Origin of the sequence: Laedolimicola ammoniilytica, assembly GCF_025567165.1 — a bacterium.
Lineage (GTDB): Bacteria > Bacillota > Clostridia > Lachnospirales > Lachnospiraceae > Laedolimicola > Laedolimicola ammoniilytica.
The window spans coordinates 1-21,010 of sequence record NZ_JAOQKC010000001.1 but is presented as its reverse complement, the minus strand read 5'-3'; the positions used below and the strand labels follow the sequence as shown (position 1 = coordinate 21,010).

Here is a 21,010-nt window from a genome sequence, read left to right as displayed (position 1 = left end):
CCTGGATGCCCTGAAAACACGGGCAAATAGATGAAAGGTTTCAACACGATTATGAAAAGATATTTTTCACAGAAAATATGTATCATTTCCGCAACCCTGACGATCCCGTCTACGGCCCTCCTATGCTGGCTGGTCATGCGGGTTCTCTATCAGCAGATGCCGGAATACGGCGAGTTCGTTACCGGCTACACCACCTGGACTGCCTACTACAAGCAGGGCGACATGACCCTGGCGAACTTATACATCGGCGGACTGTTGGGCTTCTTTCTGCTGTACGCAGTGATCCTGACCCTGCTCTCTAAGAAATGGAGCTGGCTTTGCGGCAGCTTTGATCGGACGTGGGAATATACGGCGAAGCAGCGGGAAAGCTATGCCTGGTTCGAAGACGCCTGCTTTCTGATTCTGTTTTCAGAATTTTTGCTGGCTCTGATCTGCTTTGTCATTGAGGCATTCTTCGGTATGCAGCCATGGCTTGAAAAACTTTTCCCCATTCTGCAGTGTATAACTCTGATCGGTGTGGGTATCTTCACAAATTTTGTACGCCGATGTGGAAAAGATCCGGCAAAACAGGAACAGATCAGACGGCAGCTAAAAAAATACATGGAATGGGGGCAGTGGCTTCTGCCGCTTTCGTTCCTGATGCTCTGGAATTATGAGTATCTCCGGGATGGAGCAGTCATCCGACTTTATCAAAGTACAAAGATGGAAACGGCGGTTCTTGTACTGGTTGTATTCTGTACGCTGTGGAACAGGGCATTTTTCAGAAAACACAGAGCAGATCTCCGTCCGGCGATTTCCCTTTCCACATTTCTGTCTCTGGCAGTCTTCGCCTCCTGGACTCTGCCAAACGGCACCATTTCCGGCACCCCGCTGGAGATGTACCACTACGGCGAGATTGCGGAGCCTCTGCATGAGCTTCTGAACTACGGCGTTGTGCCCTACATCGATACCATGCCCATCCACGGCGTCTGCGATTATTTCCAGGCGGCAGTGGGAAAGCTTCTGTTTGACGGAACCTACGCGTCCATCGAACCAGCCATGATCGTGGGTTGCGTCCTCATCGCCATGGCGACTGCGGCGGTATTCTATTATTTTATTGACAATAAGCTGCTGGGCCTGCTCTGCGTGCTGCTGTTCTCCCTGTTCGGGGACAAGTATTATTACGTGCGCTGGGCCTTTGCGCTGCCTTTTATTCTGATCGTATTTTCGAAAAAAATGCGGAAGAATTTCCCCATGCTGCTCTGGAGCTGGACTTTTATCTCCATTCTGTCCATCGCCTGGAATTCGTCCATCGGCGGAGCCTGCGCCCTGGCGACCCTGCCCATGATTCTCTGGGAGTGCTTCCATGAGAAGGGCTGGAAAATCTTCTTCCGCCTGAATGAAAAAGAAGTCCGGAAAAAGATCCTGCCCTGGTACATCCCGCTTCTGATCCTGGGAATTTGCTTTATTCCCATGTTTTTCGCGATTCTTCGCTATATTGTGGAAAATTCAGCGGCCATCCTGGAGACCACCGGCGACATCCTGAAGGAGGAGTTGGCGAGCAGATACGTCTGGTATGCCACCTTCGGTTTCGGTTTTTCACTGCTGGCAGCCCTGATTTTCCCGGCAGACAAAGAGGGCGGGGAGAAGAAGCTTGCCTGGTATGCCCTGCTGTTCCTGCTCATTTTCAACCTGGTGATCGTGCGCTATACCTTCGTCCGGACCCAGTTCGGCGAGCGCGGCATCATTGTGACCACCATTTGCAGTCTGTTTCTGGTGCTGCTGATTTTCCTGCCCTCCCTGGAAAAACGCTTTTCCCTGTGGACGGCGGGCATGATGGCCTTTCTGTTTTTGGCCACCGTCCTGACCAGGGGCAGCAACCTGCTGACCATGCCTGCGAAGGTCTTTGAGCGGGATACGATCAGCGACAACTATACTTACGCCACAGTGGAGGAGACGGGCATCCCGGGCCTCGGAGACATCTATATCACGGAAACGCAGAAGAAAGAGCTGATGAATCTGAACACCCTGGTCAATGATCTCTGCAGGGACAAGAAGGTCGTGGACATGACCAACCAGCTCTCCCACTACAACATCCTGAACAGGGAAAACCTGATGCCCTTCAGCAGCACCTACAACACCAACAACAAGGTGATGCAGACCCGGGCCATCGAAGTGCTGGAAGAAAAGCAGCCGGAACTCATCATCGTGGCCCCGGCCTGGCAGCATGATTCCGGTTCCTTAAGCACCCGGAATTACTATATGTACCAGTACATTCAGAAGCACTATACGCCCTGTAAGTACGAGAATATCATTTTCCTGACCAATGACGACGAGGTGCGGGCTCAGTTTGAACCGGCCTACGAGGAGTTCGCCGAACTGACCCACATCGAGGACCTGAAGATGCTTCCGAAGGCCTGGGGAAATGAATACCTGAAGGAAGAGGAGACAGAACCCCTGAATGTGGATTGGAGCCTTCTGGACACCAACGCCACAGAGCTGGGCGAGGATCAGTATGTGTTGAACGCCGAGGAAAATTATTTCCTCTATACATTCCCGGAAAATCAGGACGGCTCGGAAATTCCCTTCCTGCGGATTACGGTAAGAGACGAGAGTGGTTCCGAAGAGCCCCTGAAATTCCAGGGCGTGGTTTACTTCATGGACGAGGGCAAGGGCGTCAGGGAAGCCCACCGCTTCACCTTCGACGGCAGCGAGGGCAGCTTCCTGATCCCGCTGACCACCAGCCCCTGGTGGAGCTATTCCGATCAGATTCAGTCCATGCTGCTGGATTTTGTTCACAGGAGTCTGGAAGGAAAGCAGGTATCCATTGAGACGGAGTTTGAGACGCTGAAGCCACTGGAAGAGCAACACTAATATAAAAAAAACAAGCTGTTGCAACAGATTGAATATTTTAAATAATTTATGTATTACAGAGTATTTAAAAGAGATAGAAAACATTTCAGAGAAATTTTTAATAAGCGTTTTTAAAAAGAAGGTCTATGTGAGGCCAGAGAGAAGGTAACATTATGAGGCGAATTATCCTGATGGTATTGTACAATCTGCCCTTCGTCCCCTACTGGTGGTGGCAGCTCTGCCATTTCGCGAAGCATACGGACGATATCCCGGAGCCGGAGAAATACGCGCTCTTGAAGAAAATCGTACTCCACGCCAACAAGGGAGGCCGGGTCAAAATCGACGTCCATGGAAGAGAACATATCCCCACAGGGGAAAGCTTTGTCTTTTTCCCCAATCACCAGGGACTCTTTGACGTGTTGGCGATTATTGAAGCCTGCGATCAGCCCTTCTCAGTAGTGGCGAAAAAAGAAGTAAAGGATGTGCTGTTCCTGAAACAGGTCTTTGCCATCATGAAGGCAAAAATCATGGACCGGGAGGACGTGCGCCAGTCCCTGCAGGTAATTCTGGACGTGACCCAGGAGGTCAAAAACGGCCGCAATTACCTGATTTTCCCGGAAGGAACCCGATCCAGGCGGGGTAACCAGGTGGGTGACTTCAAGGGCGGCAGCTTCAAATGCGCCGTCAAAGCCAAAGCCCCTATCGTTCCGGTAGCCCTCCTGAATGCCTTCGAACCCTTCGATCGGAACAGCATTGCCCCGGTGACTGTCCAGGTTCACTTTCTGGAGCCGATCCCTTACGAGGTTTATCAGAGTATGAAGACGACGGAAATCGCCGAAATCGTAAAAACGCGGATCGAAGAAACCATTGCGGAGTATGAAAAATAGAGATATGATGAATGAAACAGGAATCCGACCACAAATTATACAGGAAATAAAAGAACTTGCCCAGAAATATGGAATCCAAAAAGTGATTCTGTTTGGCTCGCGGGCAAGGGGAGATTACCGGAAGGTCAGTGATATTGATCTTGCAGTCAGCGGAGGAAATATTGCGGCTTTTGCCCTGGATGTAGAAGAGGAAACTACCACATTGCTGAAATATGACGTAGTAAATCTGGACGGTTCCGTACAGAAAGAATTGTTGGATGTGATTGAAAAAGAAGGGGTGATGCTCTATGAAAAAATATGAAAAATTTTATATGGCATTGGATAATCTGAAAGATATTTATAATTACCGGGAACCCTATGATAATGTGATTTTGACGGGACTGGTTGGTTTATATGAAATTTGTTTTGAGCAATCATGGAAAGCGATAAAAGAGTTATTGGATATGAATGGAGCGCCGGAAGGAAAGACAGGTTCGCCAAAGTTGATTTTAAAGACAGCTTATCAGATGGGAATGATTCAGGACGAACAGCTCTGGCTGGAAGCTTTACAGGCCAGAAATAATGTGGCGCATGCGTATAATAAAGCAGTTGCATTAGATATTATTAATTCTGCAAAACAATCGTATTATGATATGTTTTGCCGTCTGAAAAACGAAATGGAACAGAACTGGATTTAAAAGGAGGGTATGTCTATGAGCAAAGCACTGGAGAAATTGCAGAACTGTATGAGATGTATTCGGGAGAAAACAGATTTTCAGCCGGAAGTGGCGCTGATTCTGGGATCCGGTCTGGGTGATTACGCGGAGAGTATTGATATCCGGGCTGAGGTCAGCTACCAGGAGATTGAAGGCTTCCCGGTGTCCACCGTACCCGGACACAAGGGCCGCTTTGTCTTCGGCTACGTGAATCAGGTTCCGGTGGTCATCATGCAGGGCCGCGTCCATTATTATGAGGGCTACGCCATGGAGGACGTGGTGCTTCCCACTAGGCTGATGGGCATGCTGGGCGCGAAAAAGCTGCTGCTTACCAACGCCGCAGGCGGCATCAACTTTGATTTTATCCCGGGAGATTTCATGCTGATCACCGATCACATTTCCACCATGGTCCCCAATCCGCTGATAGGATCAAACCTGGATGAGCTGGGCCCCCGTTTCCCGGATATGAGCGAGGTCTACAGCCGCCGCATGGGTGCGCTCGTGAAAGCAGAAGCGGAAAAGCTGGGCATCACCCTGAAAGAGGGCGTCTATCTCCAGTTGACCGGCCCCTCCTATGAGTCGCCTGCCGAGATCCGTATGTTCCGAAACCTGGGCGCGGATGCCGTCGGCATGAGCACCGTCTGTGAAGCAATCGCGGCCCGCCATATGGGCATGGAGATCTGCGGAATCTCCTGTATCACCAACCTGGCGGCCGGTATGTCGGCCAGGGAGCTGAACCATGCAGAGGTACAGGAAACGGCAGACCGGGTGGCGAAGCAGTTTAAGGAGCTGGTGACGGCTGTGGTGACCGGAATATGAGAAAAATAGCGCTGGTGGCCTGTTCAAACGGTCTGGAAGTACGGAAAAAGGGGAGCGTGGAGGAGCTTTGCGCATACCTGGAGGGGCTGGGCTTCACGCCCTGCGTAAGTCCCTGTCTCTATGAAAAGGATCCGGTTTTTTGTTCGGTCTTCAGCGGCACTGCGGAAGAACGGGCCGAAGCTCTGATGAGCTTTTACCGGGATCCGGAGGTACAGGCGATACTGGATCTGTCAGGCGGCGATCTGGCCAATGAGCTTCTGCCTTATCTGGATTACGAGGTGATCGGGAAAAGCCGGGCAGAATTCTGGGGCTACAGTGATCTGACCACGATTCTGAATGCCATCTATGCGAAGACTGGAAGGTCTTCCGTCCTTTATCAGGCCCGGAATCTTGTTTCAGGCGGCGGATTCTTCCGCCGTCCGGCCTTTGAAAATACAATATTACAGAAACAATCGGATTTATTTCAAATTTCCTGCCAATATGTGCAAAAAGGACAGAAGCAGCAGGAGCTCTGCGGCACTCTGGTGGGCGGGAATATCCGCTGTCTCCTGAAGCTGGCGGGGACGGAATACTGGCCGGATATGCAGGACAAAATTCTTCTTCTGGAGTCCTGGAGCGGCGGCGTCCCGAAGATGGTTACGTATTTCAGCCAGCTAAGGCAGCTGGGCGTATTCCGGCAGATAAAAGCCCTGCTTCTCGGCACCTTTACGGAGATGGAGGACAGGAGTTGTTCCCCGACCATAGAGGAGCTGGCCTGCCGTTACGCAGGAGCAGAGCTTCCGATTCTGAAAACCCGGCAGATTGGCCACGGAAAAGATGCGCTGGCCGTCCGTGTCGGAGATCTGTTTCATTTCTTTTGACAATCCCCAAACTCAATTTTAACAAAACCTGCATATTTCATTTACCTTTCGGTGTTACCCTTACAAAGGCGACATCGAAAGGAGATTAAAGTGAAAAGAAGCAGAAAGAGATCCGAAATAAGAAACCTGGGAGCTGTGCTGCTCTTTGTTTTACCGGCACTGATTCCGCTTTTTATTTTCTGGATTTATCCGATTCTCAGGTCGGTCTGGCTCAGTTTTACGGACTGGGATTTTATGACGCCTGACTACAATTTTATCTGGTTTAAGAATTATACGTCTTTATTGAAGGACAGCCGTTTTTACGAAGCTCTGTGGAATACCCTGGTATTTACGGCAGGCACCCTGTTTCCTACCATTATCGGCGGTTTGGGTCTGGCGCTTCTGCTCCGCAGAAATTTTAAGGGAAGCGGCGTATTCAAATTCGTCCTGTTTTCTCCCTGGATTACACCGACCGTAGCCATCTCTATCGTGTGGACCTGGATTTTCCGGGAGGACGGAGGTCTGGCCAATCAGGTTCTGGGGCTATTCGGACTTCCGGCTCTGAAATGGATCAGCAGTTCTGATACAGCCATGCTGTCCGTTATCATCGTTACGGTATGGAAAAGTCTGGGCTATGCCATGATCTTTTATCTGTCCGCGCTGGAAAAGGTTCCGGAGGAGCTTTACGAGGCAAGCGCCCTGGACGGCGCGAAGCCCTGGCGGCAGTTCCTGGATATGACGCTTCCAGGAATCTCACCCACCACATTTTTCCTGATGATTATTACCATGGTCAATTCCCTGCAGGCCTACGATCAGATACAGATTCTGACCCAGGGCGGCCCCAGCGGAAGCACCCGAACCCTGCTTTATATGTATTATCAGCTGGGCTTTCAGGAATTTAAGATGGGACAGGCTACAGCTACGGCAGTGATTATGATTATCATAACCGTCATTTTATCCCTGGCGCAGTTTACCGCGTCGAAAAAATGGGTCCATTACTAGGAGGCGGACATGAAAGAAAACAAAATCAAGCTGGTATTGAAATTCGCAGTATTGCTGGTCGTAAGCCTGTTTACCGCCTTCCCCTTTATCTGGATGATTTTGAGCGCGCTGAAGACCAAGGCGGAGATTATGAATGTGGGAGCCTTTTTCCCGGCAGTACCCCAGTGGAGCAATTTTATTTCCGTAATCTTTCATTCTCCGCTGCCGGGCTATATTGTAAACAGCCTCTGGGTTTCTCTGGTGGTGGTAGCCCTGCAGATTATCACAGGGGCCATGATTACCTACGCCATGGTATTTCTGGAGTTTAAGGGAAAGAACGCGTTATTTGCCATCGTGATGGGAACCTATATGCTTCCGGTGGCAGCGACCTATATTCCAAGCTATATCATTCTGTCCAGATGGAATCTTCTGGATACCATGACAGGACTGATTGTCTCCAGCAGTGTCAGTATCTTCGGTATCTTTCTGCTGCGGCAGTCCTTTATGCAGGTACCGAAAGGGCTGGTAGAGGCGGCCCGGATAGACGGCGGCAGTCATTTCCGCATTCTCTGGGAAATCATCTGCCCCATGACGAAGTCGTCCTTTATTACATTTGGTTTGATGAGCTTCATTTCAACATACAACAACTACATGTGGCCTTCCCTGATTACCAAGAGTTCAGAAAAATATCTGGTTTCCCAGGGACTTCGGAGCTTCTTTATCGAGGGAGGCGCCTACGGAACAGAATGGGCCCTGGTAATGGCCGGAAGCGCGCTGATTGTGGTGCCTTTATTGATTCTGTTCGCATTTACACAGAAATGGTTCATCAACGGTATCGGTGGAGACACCGGTATGAAGGGATAGGATCCCGCAACACCTATATTTGAGGAGGAAATGAAAAATGAACAAGAAACTGGTATCCGTACTCCTGGCCTCCGCCATGGCTGTGACAGCGCTGGCAGGCTGCGGAAGCAAGGCAGAGGGAACAGCAGACACAGCAGCGAAAGCCCAGGCAGAGGCGGGTGACGCGGCAGAGAGCGGTGACACCGTAGACGTGGAATTCTGGTATTCCGGAGGAAAAACCGCCGTAGGTGTAGTACAGGAGATCGTGGACAGCTTTAATGCTTCCCAGAGCAAATATCATGTAAGCACCGTAACACAGGCAGATTATGACGAAACCTACCAGAAGCTGCAGGCAGGTATTGCCGGAAACGCGGCTCCGGATCTGGTGCTTCTGAACGCGGAGACAGCACGGACACTGGCCTCCAAAAATCTTCTGGCAGACATGCAGCCGATGATTGACGGCGACAGCGAGTTTAGCGCAGACGATTATCTGAAGGTATTCTACGATCAGGGCGTGGACGAGACCGGAAAGATCTTCGGACTTCCGGCTTACGGAACCACACAGGTTATGTATTACAATATGGCAGCCTTTGACGCGGCGGGCGTGAAGGCCGAGGACATCAAAACCTGGTCGGATCTGGCAGAGGCAGCAAAGAAAATCAAGGCGGCAGGCTACGAGTATGGCTGGGAGCCTATGTGGGGAGCGGGCAACATGATTGACGCAGCCTTCAGCAACGGCGCTTCCATCTTCAACGAGGACGGCACCCAGGTCACCATCAACAGCCCGGAATGGGTAGAGGTATGGGAGGCCTTCCGTACCTGGATTCATGACGACAAGACCATGGCCATTCACTCCGGCGGACAGGGCTGGGAGTACTGGTACGCGACCATCGACGATGTAATTGCCGGAAAGGCAGGCGGTTATACCGGTTCCTCAGGAGACCAGGCAGATCTGGATTTCAGTATCGTAGCAGCTATGGAGCAGCCGGCATGGAGCGCAAGCACCACATCCGCGCCGATGGCAGAGACCAAGACCTTAAGCGTTCTGGAGGGATCCTCTGACGCGGAGAAGCAGGGCGCGTTTGCGTTTATTAAGTATTTCACCAATGCGGAGAGCCAGGCAAAATGGACGATGTCTACCGGTTATGTGGCAGTAAACCAGAAAATCAACGACAATGCGGATTATCAGTCTTATGTGGCAGAGAATCCCCAGGCAGCCGTTCCCTTCGCGCAGGCAACCCACGGAACCGTATACCCCAACGACCCCACCAACGGAGCAATCAAGGACGCCCTGAAGGTAGCGGCAGATAAGGTAGAGATTGACGGAGTGTCCGCAAAGGAAGCACTGGACGAGGCTCAGAAAACCGCGCAGGCAGCGCTCGACGAGGCACTTGCGAAATAAGGAAAACGTATGACACAGACGCTGAAATTTGTAATCGGCGCCGGAGAGACTGCACGCCAGGAGGAAACCTTTACGGTTTCTTCCGCCTGTAGTCATCTCTGTTTCCGATATGATTTATCAAAAAAATATACCTTTCTGGTGTTTCTGATGATAAAGGATCCCAGTGGAAAAATCCGGTTTCTGAAGCAGTTGGGTTACAGCGATCCGGTCATTGTGCTGGGAAAAGATGGAAACGATACTACCATCGGAGGCGTCCCGGGAGCCCTGCCTGCGGGAACCTGGCAAATGACGGTTTTCGTATTTGCGGAGCACCTGAAGCGGCTGATGGGGGAGAAGATCCAGCCCTTTTCTGTCCTGGTTACAGAAGAGGCGGCGGTTGTCACCGAGCCGGTGGGAGAACAAGTCTGGACTCCGGATTATGAAAACTATGACTGGACAGCAATCCGGAAAAAAGGAAAGGGCTGGTATCAGGGAGACTTCCATACTCACACCCGGCTGTCGGACGGCAAGGAAACCACCGAAAACGCCAGCCGGAAGGCCGAGCGCATGGGACTGGATTTCTATACGCCCACCGAGCACAACGCGATCCATACAGGCTGGCCAGAGACGTCCTTACTGATTCTGCCCGGAATCGAGATTACGACGCTGCTGGGACACGCCAACCTGTTTGGAATTACCCATATGCCCCGGGCACTGGAGCGGATTCTGGAGGATAAGGAGGAGGCCGCCCTGAAAGCGGATCTGGAGCAGATTCAGCAGGAGTGTCGGAAAGAACACTGGTTATTCAGTATCAATCACCCCTTTCTTTATATCTGGAAATGGCTGTACGGAGATCTGAGACTGGATGGCGTCCACTGTCTGGAGATTATCAACGATCCCACCTACGAGGCGGATCCGGAGGCAAAAGCGGGGAAAGCCAACCAAAGAGCGGTGGCGCTGGCGGATCTTCTTTGGGCGGACGGGCACCGGATCTGCGCCATAGGCGGTTCGGATTCCCACAACACGCTGGAGGAACGGTATCCGGGAGCCACAGAGCCGTCGGTACCGGGGGATCCGGCCACCTTTGTATACATGGAGGATCTGAGCGCGGAGCATCTTCTGGAAGGCGTAAGAAGCTGTAACTGTTATGTGACAAGACACTGCCGGATCGAGACCGGGCTGCTGTTTGGCGGACAGCTTCCGGAGGATAAAGAGGAACTGCCCTATCGGATCTGCCTTAGGGGTCAGAAGGAGAAGCCGGAGATTTTTTATCTTCACAACGGAAAACGCGTGGACTGCCGGGTAACCGGACGGGAGGATGCCTGGGAGGCAGCCGGAACCGTAAGACTTACAGAGGAAGCTTATCAATGGATCCGGTTCGGCGCGGAAGCAAAAGACGGAGGCTTTCTGTTTTACGGAAATGCCATCACAAGAGGAACCGGAAAACAGAAGCTTCAAACCTTTGGGGAGGCGGTGAAACAGCTATGATAAAAGGAATCCTGTTTGACAAGGACGGTACACTGATTGATTTCTATGAGGTCTGGGGCAAAGCGGCTGTGAAGGTGGCAAAGCGGCTCTGCGACGCCAGAAGAATGCCGGAGCGCCAGCGGATGCTTCTGCGGGAAATGGGCGTGGCAGATGGCCGGGTGGATCCGGACGGAGCCCTGGCCTGGAAATCCTATCGGGGCGTTGCGGAGGATTTGCAGGAGTATCTGGGTACAGATTCGGAGAAACTGGCAGGGGAGCTGGCAGAGCTTTTCTATGAGGAGGTCGGGCTGAAGCGGACGGCATATCCCACCTTTACCGACGTAAAAGCCATGATGGAGGCCCTGCGATCCCGGGGCCTGTGGATAGGCGTGGCTACTACGGACGATCTGAAGTCCACCCGGAGATGTCTGGAGGTGCTGGGCGTCGAGGAGTACATTTCCTTCTGGGGAGTCTCGGGAGAAGGGCTGCCTGAGAAACCGGATGGAAGGCTGGTAAGCCTGGCCGCAGGGCACTGGGGAATCTGGAAGGACGAGATCGCCATGGTAGGCGATAACCCCAATGATATGCGGTTTGCCAGAAACGGCGGCGCAGTGGCAATCGGCGTAAAAAGCGGAACCGGAACCGAGAATATGCTCCGTGAGCAGGCAGATTATTTGCTGGATTCCGTAGACGATCTGGTGGATCTGATCGATCAAATAAATACAGAGGAGAAAAGAAATGGCACATATTCAGTTAAAGCATGTGTGTAAACGATATGAAAACGGATTTGAAGCAGTGAAGGATTTTAACCTGGAGATACAGGACAATGAATTTATTATTTTTGTAGGTCCCTCCGGCTGCGGAAAATCCACAACCCTGCGCATGCTAGCAGGACTGGAAAATATCAGCGAGGGAGAGCTGTATATCGACGGCGAGCGCATGAACGAGGTGGAGGCCTGTGATCGAGACATTGCTATGGTCTTTCAGAACTACGCCTTGTATCCCCATATGACGGTAAGAAAAAACATCGGCTACAGTTTGCATATCCGTCATGAGAAGAAGGAAGTTATCGAGGCCAAGGTAAATGAGGCCGCAGAGATCCTGGGTCTGACCGAGGTGCTGGATCGGAAGCCTTCGGAGCTGTCCGGCGGACAGAAGCAGCGTGTAGCCATGGGACGTGCCATCGTCCGCAATCCCAGAGTCTTTCTGATGGACGAGCCTTTGTCCAACCTGGACGCCAAGCTCCGGGGACAGATGCGGGTGGAAATCGCCAGCCTGTATCATAAGCTGAATTCCACATTTATCTACGTGACCCACGATCAGACCGAGGCCATGACCTTGGGAACCCGGATTGTTGTCATGAAGGACGGCGTGGTGCAGCAGGTGGATACGCCGGAGCGCCTGTTCCGCTATCCGGCCAATCAGTTTGTGGCAGGCTTTATCGGAACGCCGCCTATGAATTTCGCAGAAGCAGTCGTGAAATACGAGCCCAACGGCGGTCTGTATCTGGAAGAAAATGGGAACCGCATAGAACTGACGAAGGAAAAGGCAGAAAAGCTTCGCCGGGGCAATTATATCGGCCGGGCAGTGATCCTGGGCATCCGTCCGGAGCACGTGCTCCTGAATCCCACAGACGGCGGCAGCGTCCACGGAGCGGGAGCCGTAGAGGTATATGAGATGCTGGGCTCCGAGGCAATGGTCTATCTGAACCGGGAGGGCAGCCGGGAAAAGCTGATTATCAAAACGGATACCGCGGCTCCGGTGCGGCCGGGAGAAAAAGTAAGCTACGCTTACCTGCCGGAAAAAATCCATCTTTTTGATCGGATAGATGGCAGGACAATCACCAATTAGCAGGAGGGGCGTATGCCATACGTATTTCTGGCGCTGGCCATCTGTGCCGAGATTACAGCGACCACACTTTTAAAATCCTCGGAAGGCTACACCAGGCTGCTTCCCACTGCCTTCAGCCTTCTGGCTTATCTGATCTGTCACTGCAGCTTTTCCCGGGCGGTGACAAAACTCAATTTGGGAATCGCCTACGCAATCTGGTGCGGCGTAGGGATTCTGGTGACGGCTGCGATTTCCCGGGTTCTGTTCGGGGAACGGGTTTCACCGGCGGGCAATGTGGGAATGGCCCTGATTCTGGTGGGCTGTATCGTGATGAATCTGTCCGGAAGCAGATAGAAGGCAGACAGAAAAAAGAAAAACGGGCGCAGGGCTTGACAACCCCCGTCCGGAAATGCTATGTTAAAGCTAACTTATACAACTGACGGAAGTGGAGTTTACCACAGGGAGTATAAGGGTTCGAGAGCCGACCGTCTGGGCAGATGATGCTTGGGATGGATCGGTTCATTTTCGTTTATGAGTAAAATTTCGTTCTTCAACACCGGTCACTCTTAAGCTTTTCATACGTTAGAAAACCCATTTTCACAGGAGGAAAAACAAATGGACATGATTTCACTGGCACAGGAGCTTCAGGAAAACTCTTACCCCGGCAGAGGCATCGTACTGGGCCGCTCCGAGGACGGAACCAAGGCCGTGGCAGCCTACTTCATTATGGGAAGAAGCGAGAACAGCCGCAACCGTATTTTCGTGGAGGACGGCGAGGGCATCCGTACCCAGGCCTTCGATCCTTCCAAGCTGACGGATCCGAGCCTGATTATCTATGCCCCGGTTCGTGTACTGGGCCATAAAACTATCGTTACCAACGGCGACCAGACAGACACCGTCTACGAGGGAATGGAGAAGGGTCTGACCTTTGAGCAGTCCTTACGCTCCCGGGAGTTCGAGCCGGACGCGCCCAACTACACCCCGCGGATCTCCGGCGTCATGGAGATCGAGAACGGAACCTACAGCTACTCCCTGTCCATCTTAAAGAGCAACAACGGCGATCCCGCATGCTGCAACCGCTACACCTTCTCCTATGAGAACTGCGCGGCAGGCGAGGGTCATTTCATCCACACCTACATGCACGACGGCAATCCGCTTCCCAGCTTTGAGGGCGAGCCCAAGCTGGCTGCCATTCCCAACGACATGGAAAAATTTACGAACATGCTCTGGAACAACCTGAACCCGGAGAACAAGGTATCCCTGTTCGTGCGCTACATCGACATTGCCACCGGCAAATACGAAACCGTCATCAAGAATAAAAATCAGGAGGACTAAGGAAATGAAAGAACTGGAACTGAAATACGGCTGTAACCCCAACCAGAAACCGTCCCGCATCTACGTGGCAGACGGATCCGACCTTCCCATTACCGTCCTTTCCGGCCGTCCCGGCTACATCAATTTCCTGGACGCCTTCAATGGCTGGCAGCTGGTCAGAGAGCTGAAGGCAGCCACCGGACTTCCGGCAGCTACCTCCTTTAAGCACGTATCCCCGGCAGGCGCAGCAGTGGGTCTTCCGCTGGACGATACCTTAAAGAAAATCTACTGGGTAGACGATATGGGAGACCTGTCTCCCCTGGCCTGCGCTTACGCAAGAGCCAGAGGCGCGGACCGTATGTCCTCCTTCGGTGACTTTATCGCCCTGTCTGACGTCTGCGACAAGGACACCGCTTCCATCATCAAGAGAGAGGTATCCGACGGCGTTATCGCTCCGGGCTTCACAGAGGAGGCGCTGGAGATTCTGAAGCAGAAGAAAAAAGGAAATTATGTGGTCATTCAGATTGACACCGACTACAAGCCGGCTCCTCTGGAGCACAAGGAGGTCTTTGGCGTGACCTTCGAGCAGGGCCGTCAGGAGCTTCCCATCAACGATGAACTCATTTCCAATATCGTGACGAAAAATAAAGATCTTCCGGAAAACGCGAAGCGCGACATGAAGATCGCCCTGATTACCCTGAAATACACCCAGTCCAACTCCGTCTGCTTCGTCAAGGACGGACAGGCCATCGGCGTAGGCGCAGGCCAGCAGTCCCGTGTACACTGCACCCGCCTGGCAGGTCAGAAGGCTGACAACTGGTTCCTGCGTCAGAGCCCAAAGGTACTGGGTCTCCAGTTCGTGGACGGCATCGGCCGTGCCGACCGTGACAATGCCATCGACGTCTATATCGGAAACGAGTACATGGACGTGCTGGCAGACGGCGCCTGGGAGCGGATCTTCAAGGTAAAGCCGGAGGTGTTCACCGAGGAAGAAAAGAAGGCATGGCTGTCCCAGATGAAGGACGTGACCGTTGGAAGCGACGCCTTCTTCCCCTTCAGCGACAACATTGAGCGTGCGAAAAAGAGCGGCGTAAAATATATCGCGGAGCCCGGCGGATCTGTCCGTGACGATCTGGTTATCGAGACCTGCGATAAGTACGATATGGTAATGGCATTTACAGGAATCCGCCTGTTCCACCACTAATTTCAGAAAAATACACAAGTGAGAAGCGCCTCCGACTTCAAATGAAGCCGGGGGCATTTTTACGGGCAAAAACAGCCACAGAAAAAATATGGAAATTCGATATTACTAAAAAAATTGTTTAAAACTATTGAATTTTTCGGGCGACTGTGTATAATGTAAAATGATTTTGCAATTTTAAATAAAAAGTTTAGTATTAGAAAACAGGAGGTGCGCCGTGGACATCGGCAAGAAATTAAAGGAGCTTCGATTGCAAAAGGAGCTGACTCTGGAGGATCTGGCATCTCGCAGCGAGCTGACCAAGGGCTTTCTCTCCCAGGTGGAGAGAAACCTGACCGCGCCGAGTATCGCCACCTTGGAGGATATTCTGGAGGCCCTGGGAACGAATCTGTCCGAATTCTTCCATGAAGAGCCGGAAAAGCAGATGGTATTTTCCACCGAGGAGTTCTTCGTGGACGAGCAGCCGGACTACTGTATCGAGTGGGTGATACCAAACGCCCAGAAAAATAAGATGGAGCCCATTCTCCTGACCATCCATCCGGGAAAACAGAGTCAGGAAATGCAGGCCTACGATGGAGAAGAATTCGGTTATGTGCTGAAGGGCAGCGTTACCCTGGTCTGCGGCAGCAAGAAATACAAAATAAAGGCCCGGGAGACCTTCTATCTGGACGGAACCGAAAGCCATTATTTATACAATCATGGGAAGAGTGACGCCAAAGTACTTTGGATCACCACGCCGCCCATGTTCTAGGAGGAGATGTGTAATGGAACGAAAGAAACTGATTAGCTTTCGAAATATCGTGAAAAGCTTCGACGGTCAGGTCATCCTGAAGGGAGTCAATCTGGATATTTATGAAAAGGAATTCGTAACCCTGCTTGGCCCCAGCGGCTGCGGAAAGACGACCCTGCTTCGGATTCTGGGCGGCTTTCTGGACGCGGACGAGGGCAGCGTCATTTTCGACGGAGAGGAAATCAGCGCGAAGCCGCCCTATGAGCGGGAGTTGAATACGGTATTTCAGAAATACGCTTTGTTTCCCCACTTAAGCGTCTATGAAAATATCGCTTTCGGACTGAAAATTAAGAAAATGAGTAAGGACATCATCGATCAGAAAGTTATGAAGATGCTGAAACTCATCGGTCTGGAGGGCTATGAAAATAAAAACACCACTCTGCTGTCCGGCGGACAGCAGCAGCGTGTGGCCATTGCCCGGGCGCTGGTCAACGAGCCGAAGGTGCTGCTTCTGGACGAGCCGCTGGCGGCCCTGGATCTGAAGCTCCGCAAGGAAATGCAGTACGAGCTGAAGCGGATTCAGCAGGAGGTCGGCATTACCTTTATCTTCGTAACCCACGATCAGGAGGAGGCCCTGACCATGTCGGATAAGATCGTGGTCATGAACAACGGAGAAATCCAGCAGGTGGGAACGCCGGAGGAGATCTACAACGAGCCCACCAACCGCTTTGTAGCCAACTTCATCGGCGAGAGTAACATCATTCCGGGCGTCATGCTGGAGGACTACAAGGTACGCTTCGACGATATCACCTTCGACTGTGTGGACTTCGGGTTTAAGCCGAATGAGCCGGTGGAGGTGGTCATCCGTCCCGAGGATATCGACATCGTGGATGTAAAAGACGGCAAAATGACAGGAGAGGTCTTAAGCGTGCTGTTCAAGGGCGTACACTACGAGATCATCGTGGAGACCGTACCCGGAACCAGTGTTACGGTCAATATGCATGTCATCAGCAATCAGGACGTGACCAGCGCCGACGGCAGGGAGAAGATGAGCGCCAGCAACTTCTATGTGGATGTGGAGGATGTAAGATCCCTGGATGACAAGGAGATTATCGCTCTTTCCAACGCTCAGGCATGGAATCCGGAGACCGATGAGTACATCTCCATCCATAAGGTGGAGTACGATGTGAAGGAAGAGCTTGGCGAGTATCCGGTGCGCTTTACGGCAGCAGGCGGCACCACCATCGAGCGTACCATTTACGTGGTAAATCAGCCCTTCGTGAAAAATGAGAAGGCAAATGAGGCAGTCATGGCCTTCAACTTTGCCAGAACCGTGGACGAGATTCAGGAGTCACAGGCCCTGGATACGGATATCAAGACCTGGGCCAACGCCCAGGGCTGGAAGCTGAGCGACGAAAACCAGAGCGTGGACGTCAGCGTAGACTACGATTTCGATCCGGAGAACATCAAAGAAGGCAGCTACCCGATTACCTTCTGGACCACCGGACGGGAGTTCAAGATTCACACCACCGATTATTCGGAAGTCGGTCAGGAGGTCGGCCTGACATTCTTCCCGGAAGATATTCATGTTATGGAGAGGATGCTGTTCTAAATGAAGAAATTTTCACAGCTTGCAGTCCCGTACGTCGTATGGGCGGCACTGATGCTGGTTATGCCGATGTTTCTGATCGCTATGTATTCTGTGACAGAGCAGGGTAACAGCATTGTGTCCTTTAAATTCACCCTGGATCATTACGTCAAATTTTTTACCGACCCGGATTTCCTGATAATCCTCTGGCGTTCGATCTGGATAGCAGTGAAGACGACGATCATCTGCCTGCTTCTGGGCTATCCGATTGCGTTTTTTATCGCCCGCAGCAGCGAGCGTGTCCAGAATATCCTGGTGCTTGGCATTACGATTCCCATGTGGATCAATATGCTGGTGCGTACCTATGCCTGGATTGGCCTTCTGAGCGAGGGCGGACTGATTTCCCGTATCCTCGGCGTCTTCGGCCTGGGCCATACAGAACTTCTGTATACACAGGGCGCGGTGCTTCTGGGTATGGTATATAACTTCCTGCCCTTTATGGTGCTGCAGATCAACACCGCCCTCTGTAAGATGGATCCGTCCCTTCTGGAGGCCAGCGCGGATCTGGGAGCCAACCGGGTGCAGACCTTCCGGCGGGTAACCCTGCCCCTGTCCCTGCCCGGCGTCATCAATGGAATTACTCTGGTATTCCTGCCGGCAGTCAGCTCCTTCTTTATCCCGAAGCTTCTGGGCGGCGGACAGTATTTCCTCATCGGAAATATGATCGAGAACCAGTTTATTACCGTGGGAGAATGGAACTTCGGCAGCGCCATTTCCATGATTATGGCAGTCATTATGATGGTAATGATGATGGCGGTTCGTAAGGTGGAGAAACGCAACCGTGGCGGAAAGGAGGAAGAGTAAACCAATGAAAAAAGGAAAACGTACTTTTGGAAAAATCCTGATGGTTTTGACCCTTGCCTTCTTTTATCTGCCGATCCTGTATATGATTATTTTTTCCTTCAACGCAGGAAAATCCCTGACGGCCTTTACCGGCTTTTCCCTGCGCTGGTATCAGCATATGCTGGACTCCAAGGATATGATGGAGGCTCTGTACACCACCTTTACGGTGGCGATTATCGCCACACTGATTTCCACGGCAGTGGGAACCATTTCCGCCATCGGCCTGAGTAAATCAAAGAAAATCCTCCGGGACGTGATGGATCAGGTCAACAATTTCCCCATGATGAATCCGGAGATTGTGACGGCTATCGGCTTTATGCTGCTATTTATTACCTTTAAAATCGAAAAGGGCTACGCGACCATGCTGCTTGCCCATATCGCTTTTTGTATTCCCTATGTAATGCTCTCCGTCATGCCGAAGATCCGCTCCCTGGATCCCAATCTGGCAGACGCGGCCATGGATCTGGGCGCTACGCCCTGGCAGGCATTGATCCGCGTTATCGTGCCGGAGATTACGCCGGGTATCATTTCCGGCGCGCTGATTGCGTTTACCATGTCGGTAGATGATTTTATCATTTCCTATTTTGTAACCGGAGGCGGCGTCAAGAACCTGAGTATCGTGGTCTACACCATGAGCAAGCGGATCAATCCCAGTATCAATGCGGTATCGACGCTGGTGGTTATCATTATCACCGTTGTGCTGGTGCTGATCAACGTGGTGCCCATGCTGATGGCGAAGCGGCAGAAGAAGGACGAAGTGAGCAGAAGGAGCTTTGTACTGCCGGGCTGCGCGGCGGCCGCTGTGATTCTCCTGATCTGTCTGGTGAAAATCGGTTCCGCCGGTCAGGATCTTCCCTATGCGGGACAGACCCTGTCGGTCTATATGCCCGGTGAATATATGGGAGAAAATGTAATTCCGGATTTTGAGAAGGCAACCGGGGCAACTGTCGCCATGGAATACTTCGATTCCAATGAGCAGATGTATATCAAGGTGGCAAATGAGGAAAACTATGATGTACTGATTCCCAGTGATTATATGATTCAGCGTCTGATGAACGAGGGTTATCTGCAGAAGCTGAAGCCGGAGCTTTTGACCTGTATGGACGAGATCACCGATTCGGTGAAGCATCCGGCCTTCGATCCGGACGACGCGTATTCCGTATCCTATTTCTGGGGAACCGTAGGTATCGTATACGATAAGACCAAGGTAAGCGAAGAGGATCTGGAGCGGGAGGGCTTCAATATCTTTAAGGATACCAAGTACCGGGGAGATATCTATCTCTACGATTCCGAGCGGGATTCCTTCATGATGGCTCTGAAGGCCCTGGACTATTCCATGAATACAGAAAATGAGGCGGAGCTTCAGGAGGCTTATCAGTGGCTGGTGGAGTGCGTCCAGACCATGAAGCCGGAAATCGTAACCGACGAGGTTATCGACAACATGGCCCAGGGAAGAAAAGCCCTTGCCTTATGCTATTCCGGCGACGCTGCTTACATTATGGCAGAAAATGAGAACATGGGCTACTACCTGCCGGAGAGCGGAACCAACCTGTGGTACGATTCCATGGTAATTCCCGCCAACGCGAAAAATGTAGAGCTGGCCCACGAGTTTATCAATTTTGTCACCTCCTATGATTACGCCTATGACAATTCCAGCTATGTAGGTTACACCTCGCCGAACCAGGAGGTTCTGGACGTGCTGTCCGGAGAAGGCGGCGACTACGAAGGAATCAACGCGTACTTGCCCCGGGTAGGATATCCGAAGGACGAGGTATTCGTATTCAACGACGACACCCGTAAGATTATCGGTAACCTGTGGAGCAAGGTAAAGATCGCAGCCAGCAACGCAAATTAAACACATCTATTTACTAAGAGAGGGTTCCGTCCGATTTGAAAGGAGGGAACCCTTTTCGTAATAGGAAATACTGTGTCACATTCTTTTTATATCTTGATTTTTGTGCCTGGGATTAGACATATGAACTTATTATTATAAAGAAATGAAGGTGGATAGAAGGCTATTTTTTCAGTATATAATATGTAAGAAAAGAATCAGGCAAAGTTCTGTAATAAAAACGTAAAAAACGGGTTGACAAACCAAAGTTCATCAAGTATAATAACCTATGCGTCGAACCTGACGTGAAGTGAATATCGTAGGAAATGAACTTCAGGAGAAATACTCAAGAGGCTGAAGAGGCGCCCCTGCTAAGGGTGTAGGTCGGTAATCCCGGCGCGAGGGTTCAAATCCCTCTTTCTCCGTTTCTTATCAAAAAGAAATTAAAAATTCTTAAAAAAGTTGTTGACAAACACCTTTGAGTATGATAAGATAAACAAGTTCCGCTTCGAGAGTGGCGGAAACGTTCTTCTCCAAGAACTGAAAAAACTTCTTTAAAAAAGTTAAAAAAGTTCTTGACAAGCGAGAATGAATGTGATAAGATAGTCAAGTCGCTTCGGTGAGGAACGACAAAGACAAGAGAACGAACCTTGATAACTGAACAGTGTAAAACCTTGAAAATTCTAAGAGAATAATTCAAGAACAGTTCGATTCTTAGTAATAAGAACGAACACCTTTTAACAGTAATACGGGAAAGAAATTGCTAGTTGTGATTTCTGGACCGGATTCAAACACTTAAACATGAGAGTTTGATCCTGGCTCAGGATGAACGCTGGCGGCGTGCTTAACACATGCAAGTCGAACGAAGC

18 protein-coding genes, 1 tRNA gene, 1 rRNA gene, 1 pseudogene and 1 riboswitch are annotated in these 21,010 nt (G+C 51.3%); all 21 genes and pseudogenes read left to right on the top strand.

Going from position 1 to position 21,010, the window contains the following annotated elements; genetic code table 11:
- The first annotated feature begins 30 nt into the window (after positions 1 to 30).
- Positions 31 to 2,853, top strand: a complete 2,823-nt coding sequence (locus OCV63_RS00105) for a YfhO family protein (RefSeq protein ID WP_158361267.1) — start codon at positions 31 to 33, stop codon at positions 2,851 to 2,853.
- Between the two features lie 152 nt (positions 2,854 to 3,005).
- Positions 3,006 to 3,719, top strand: a complete 714-nt coding sequence (locus OCV63_RS00100; RefSeq protein WP_158361265.1) for a lysophospholipid acyltransferase family protein — start codon at positions 3,006 to 3,008, stop codon at positions 3,717 to 3,719.
- 7 nt (positions 3,720 to 3,726) lie between these two features.
- Positions 3,727 to 4,020, top strand: coding sequence for a nucleotidyltransferase family protein (locus OCV63_RS00095; protein ID WP_262670576.1), 294 nt, complete (start codon positions 3,727 to 3,729; stop codon positions 4,018 to 4,020).
- Complete coding sequence (locus OCV63_RS00090; protein WP_158361261.1) at positions 4,007 to 4,396, top strand: HI0074 family nucleotidyltransferase substrate-binding subunit; 390 nt, start codon at positions 4,007 to 4,009, stop codon at positions 4,394 to 4,396. The genes OCV63_RS00095 and OCV63_RS00090 overlap by 14 nt, the downstream gene beginning before the upstream one ends.
- 15 nt (positions 4,397 to 4,411) lie before the next feature.
- Complete coding sequence (locus OCV63_RS00085; protein WP_158361259.1) at positions 4,412 to 5,233, top strand: purine-nucleoside phosphorylase; 822 nt, start codon at positions 4,412 to 4,414, stop codon at positions 5,231 to 5,233.
- Positions 5,230 to 6,093: a S66 family peptidase gene (locus OCV63_RS00080; protein ID WP_158361257.1), complete on the top strand. Its 864-nt coding sequence runs from the start codon at positions 5,230 to 5,232 to the stop codon at positions 6,091 to 6,093. The genes OCV63_RS00085 and OCV63_RS00080 overlap by 4 nt, the downstream gene beginning before the upstream one ends.
- 90 nt (positions 6,094 to 6,183) lie before the next feature.
- On the top strand, positions 6,184 to 7,074 hold the full coding sequence (locus OCV63_RS00075; protein WP_262670562.1) for a carbohydrate ABC transporter permease: 891 nt from the start codon (positions 6,184 to 6,186) through the stop codon (positions 7,072 to 7,074).
- A 9-nt stretch (positions 7,075 to 7,083) separates the two neighbouring features.
- Positions 7,084 to 7,917: a carbohydrate ABC transporter permease gene (locus OCV63_RS00070; RefSeq protein WP_158361255.1), complete on the top strand. Its 834-nt coding sequence runs from the start codon at positions 7,084 to 7,086 to the stop codon at positions 7,915 to 7,917.
- A 37-nt stretch (positions 7,918 to 7,954) separates the two neighbouring features.
- The gene (locus OCV63_RS00065) at positions 7,955 to 9,298 is read left to right on the top strand and encodes an extracellular solute-binding protein (RefSeq protein WP_158361253.1); all 1,344 of its coding nucleotides are present in this window, start codon (positions 7,955 to 7,957) and stop codon (positions 9,296 to 9,298) included.
- Positions 9,299 to 9,307: 9 nt separating this feature from the next.
- Entirely contained in the window at positions 9,308 to 10,765 is a 1,458-nt protein-coding gene (locus OCV63_RS00060; RefSeq protein WP_262670561.1) for a CehA/McbA family metallohydrolase, read from the top strand.
- On the top strand, positions 10,762 to 11,514 hold the full coding sequence (locus OCV63_RS00055) for an HAD family hydrolase (protein ID WP_262670560.1): 753 nt from the start codon (positions 10,762 to 10,764) through the stop codon (positions 11,512 to 11,514). The genes OCV63_RS00060 and OCV63_RS00055 overlap by 4 nt, the downstream gene beginning before the upstream one ends.
- Positions 11,483 to 12,595: an ABC transporter ATP-binding protein gene (locus OCV63_RS00050; protein ID WP_158361249.1), complete on the top strand. Its 1,113-nt coding sequence runs from the start codon at positions 11,483 to 11,485 to the stop codon at positions 12,593 to 12,595. The genes OCV63_RS00055 and OCV63_RS00050 overlap by 32 nt, the downstream gene beginning before the upstream one ends.
- Before the next feature lie 12 nt (positions 12,596 to 12,607).
- Positions 12,608 to 12,928, top strand: a complete 321-nt coding sequence (locus tag OCV63_RS00045; RefSeq protein WP_158361247.1) for a DMT family transporter — start codon at positions 12,608 to 12,610, stop codon at positions 12,926 to 12,928.
- 68 nt (positions 12,929 to 12,996) lie between these two features.
- Positions 12,997 to 13,076: riboswitch (ZMP/ZTP riboswitch) on the top strand.
- Between the two features lie 113 nt (positions 13,077 to 13,189).
- The gene (locus OCV63_RS00040) at positions 13,190 to 13,909 is read left to right on the top strand and encodes an IMP cyclohydrolase (protein WP_158361245.1); all 720 of its coding nucleotides are present in this window, start codon (positions 13,190 to 13,192) and stop codon (positions 13,907 to 13,909) included.
- A gap of 4 nt (positions 13,910 to 13,913) precedes the next feature.
- Positions 13,914 to 15,092 (top strand): phosphoribosylaminoimidazolecarboxamide formyltransferase, encoded by a 1,179-nt coding sequence (locus OCV63_RS00035; RefSeq protein WP_158361243.1) that lies wholly within the window; start codon positions 13,914 to 13,916, stop codon positions 15,090 to 15,092.
- A 214-nt stretch (positions 15,093 to 15,306) separates the two neighbouring features.
- Entirely contained in the window at positions 15,307 to 15,840 is a 534-nt protein-coding gene (locus OCV63_RS00030) for a helix-turn-helix domain-containing protein (RefSeq protein WP_158361241.1), read from the top strand.
- A gap of 13 nt (positions 15,841 to 15,853) precedes the next feature.
- Positions 15,854 to 16,939: pseudogene (locus tag OCV63_RS00025) on the top strand (ABC transporter ATP-binding protein); the annotation flags it as partial.
- Positions 16,940 to 17,431: 492 nt separating this feature from the next.
- Positions 17,432 to 18,271, top strand: coding sequence for an ABC transporter permease (locus tag OCV63_RS00020; protein WP_158361237.1), 840 nt, complete (start codon positions 17,432 to 17,434; stop codon positions 18,269 to 18,271).
- A gap of 4 nt (positions 18,272 to 18,275) precedes the next feature.
- Complete coding sequence (locus OCV63_RS00015) at positions 18,276 to 20,165, top strand: extracellular solute-binding protein (protein ID WP_158361235.1); 1,890 nt, start codon at positions 18,276 to 18,278, stop codon at positions 20,163 to 20,165.
- A 312-nt stretch (positions 20,166 to 20,477) separates the two neighbouring features.
- Positions 20,478 to 20,566: transfer RNA gene (locus OCV63_RS00010), tRNA-Ser, on the top strand.
- Between the two features lie 372 nt (positions 20,567 to 20,938).
- Positions 20,939 to 21,010 (top strand): 16S ribosomal RNA (locus OCV63_RS00005); the annotation flags it as partial.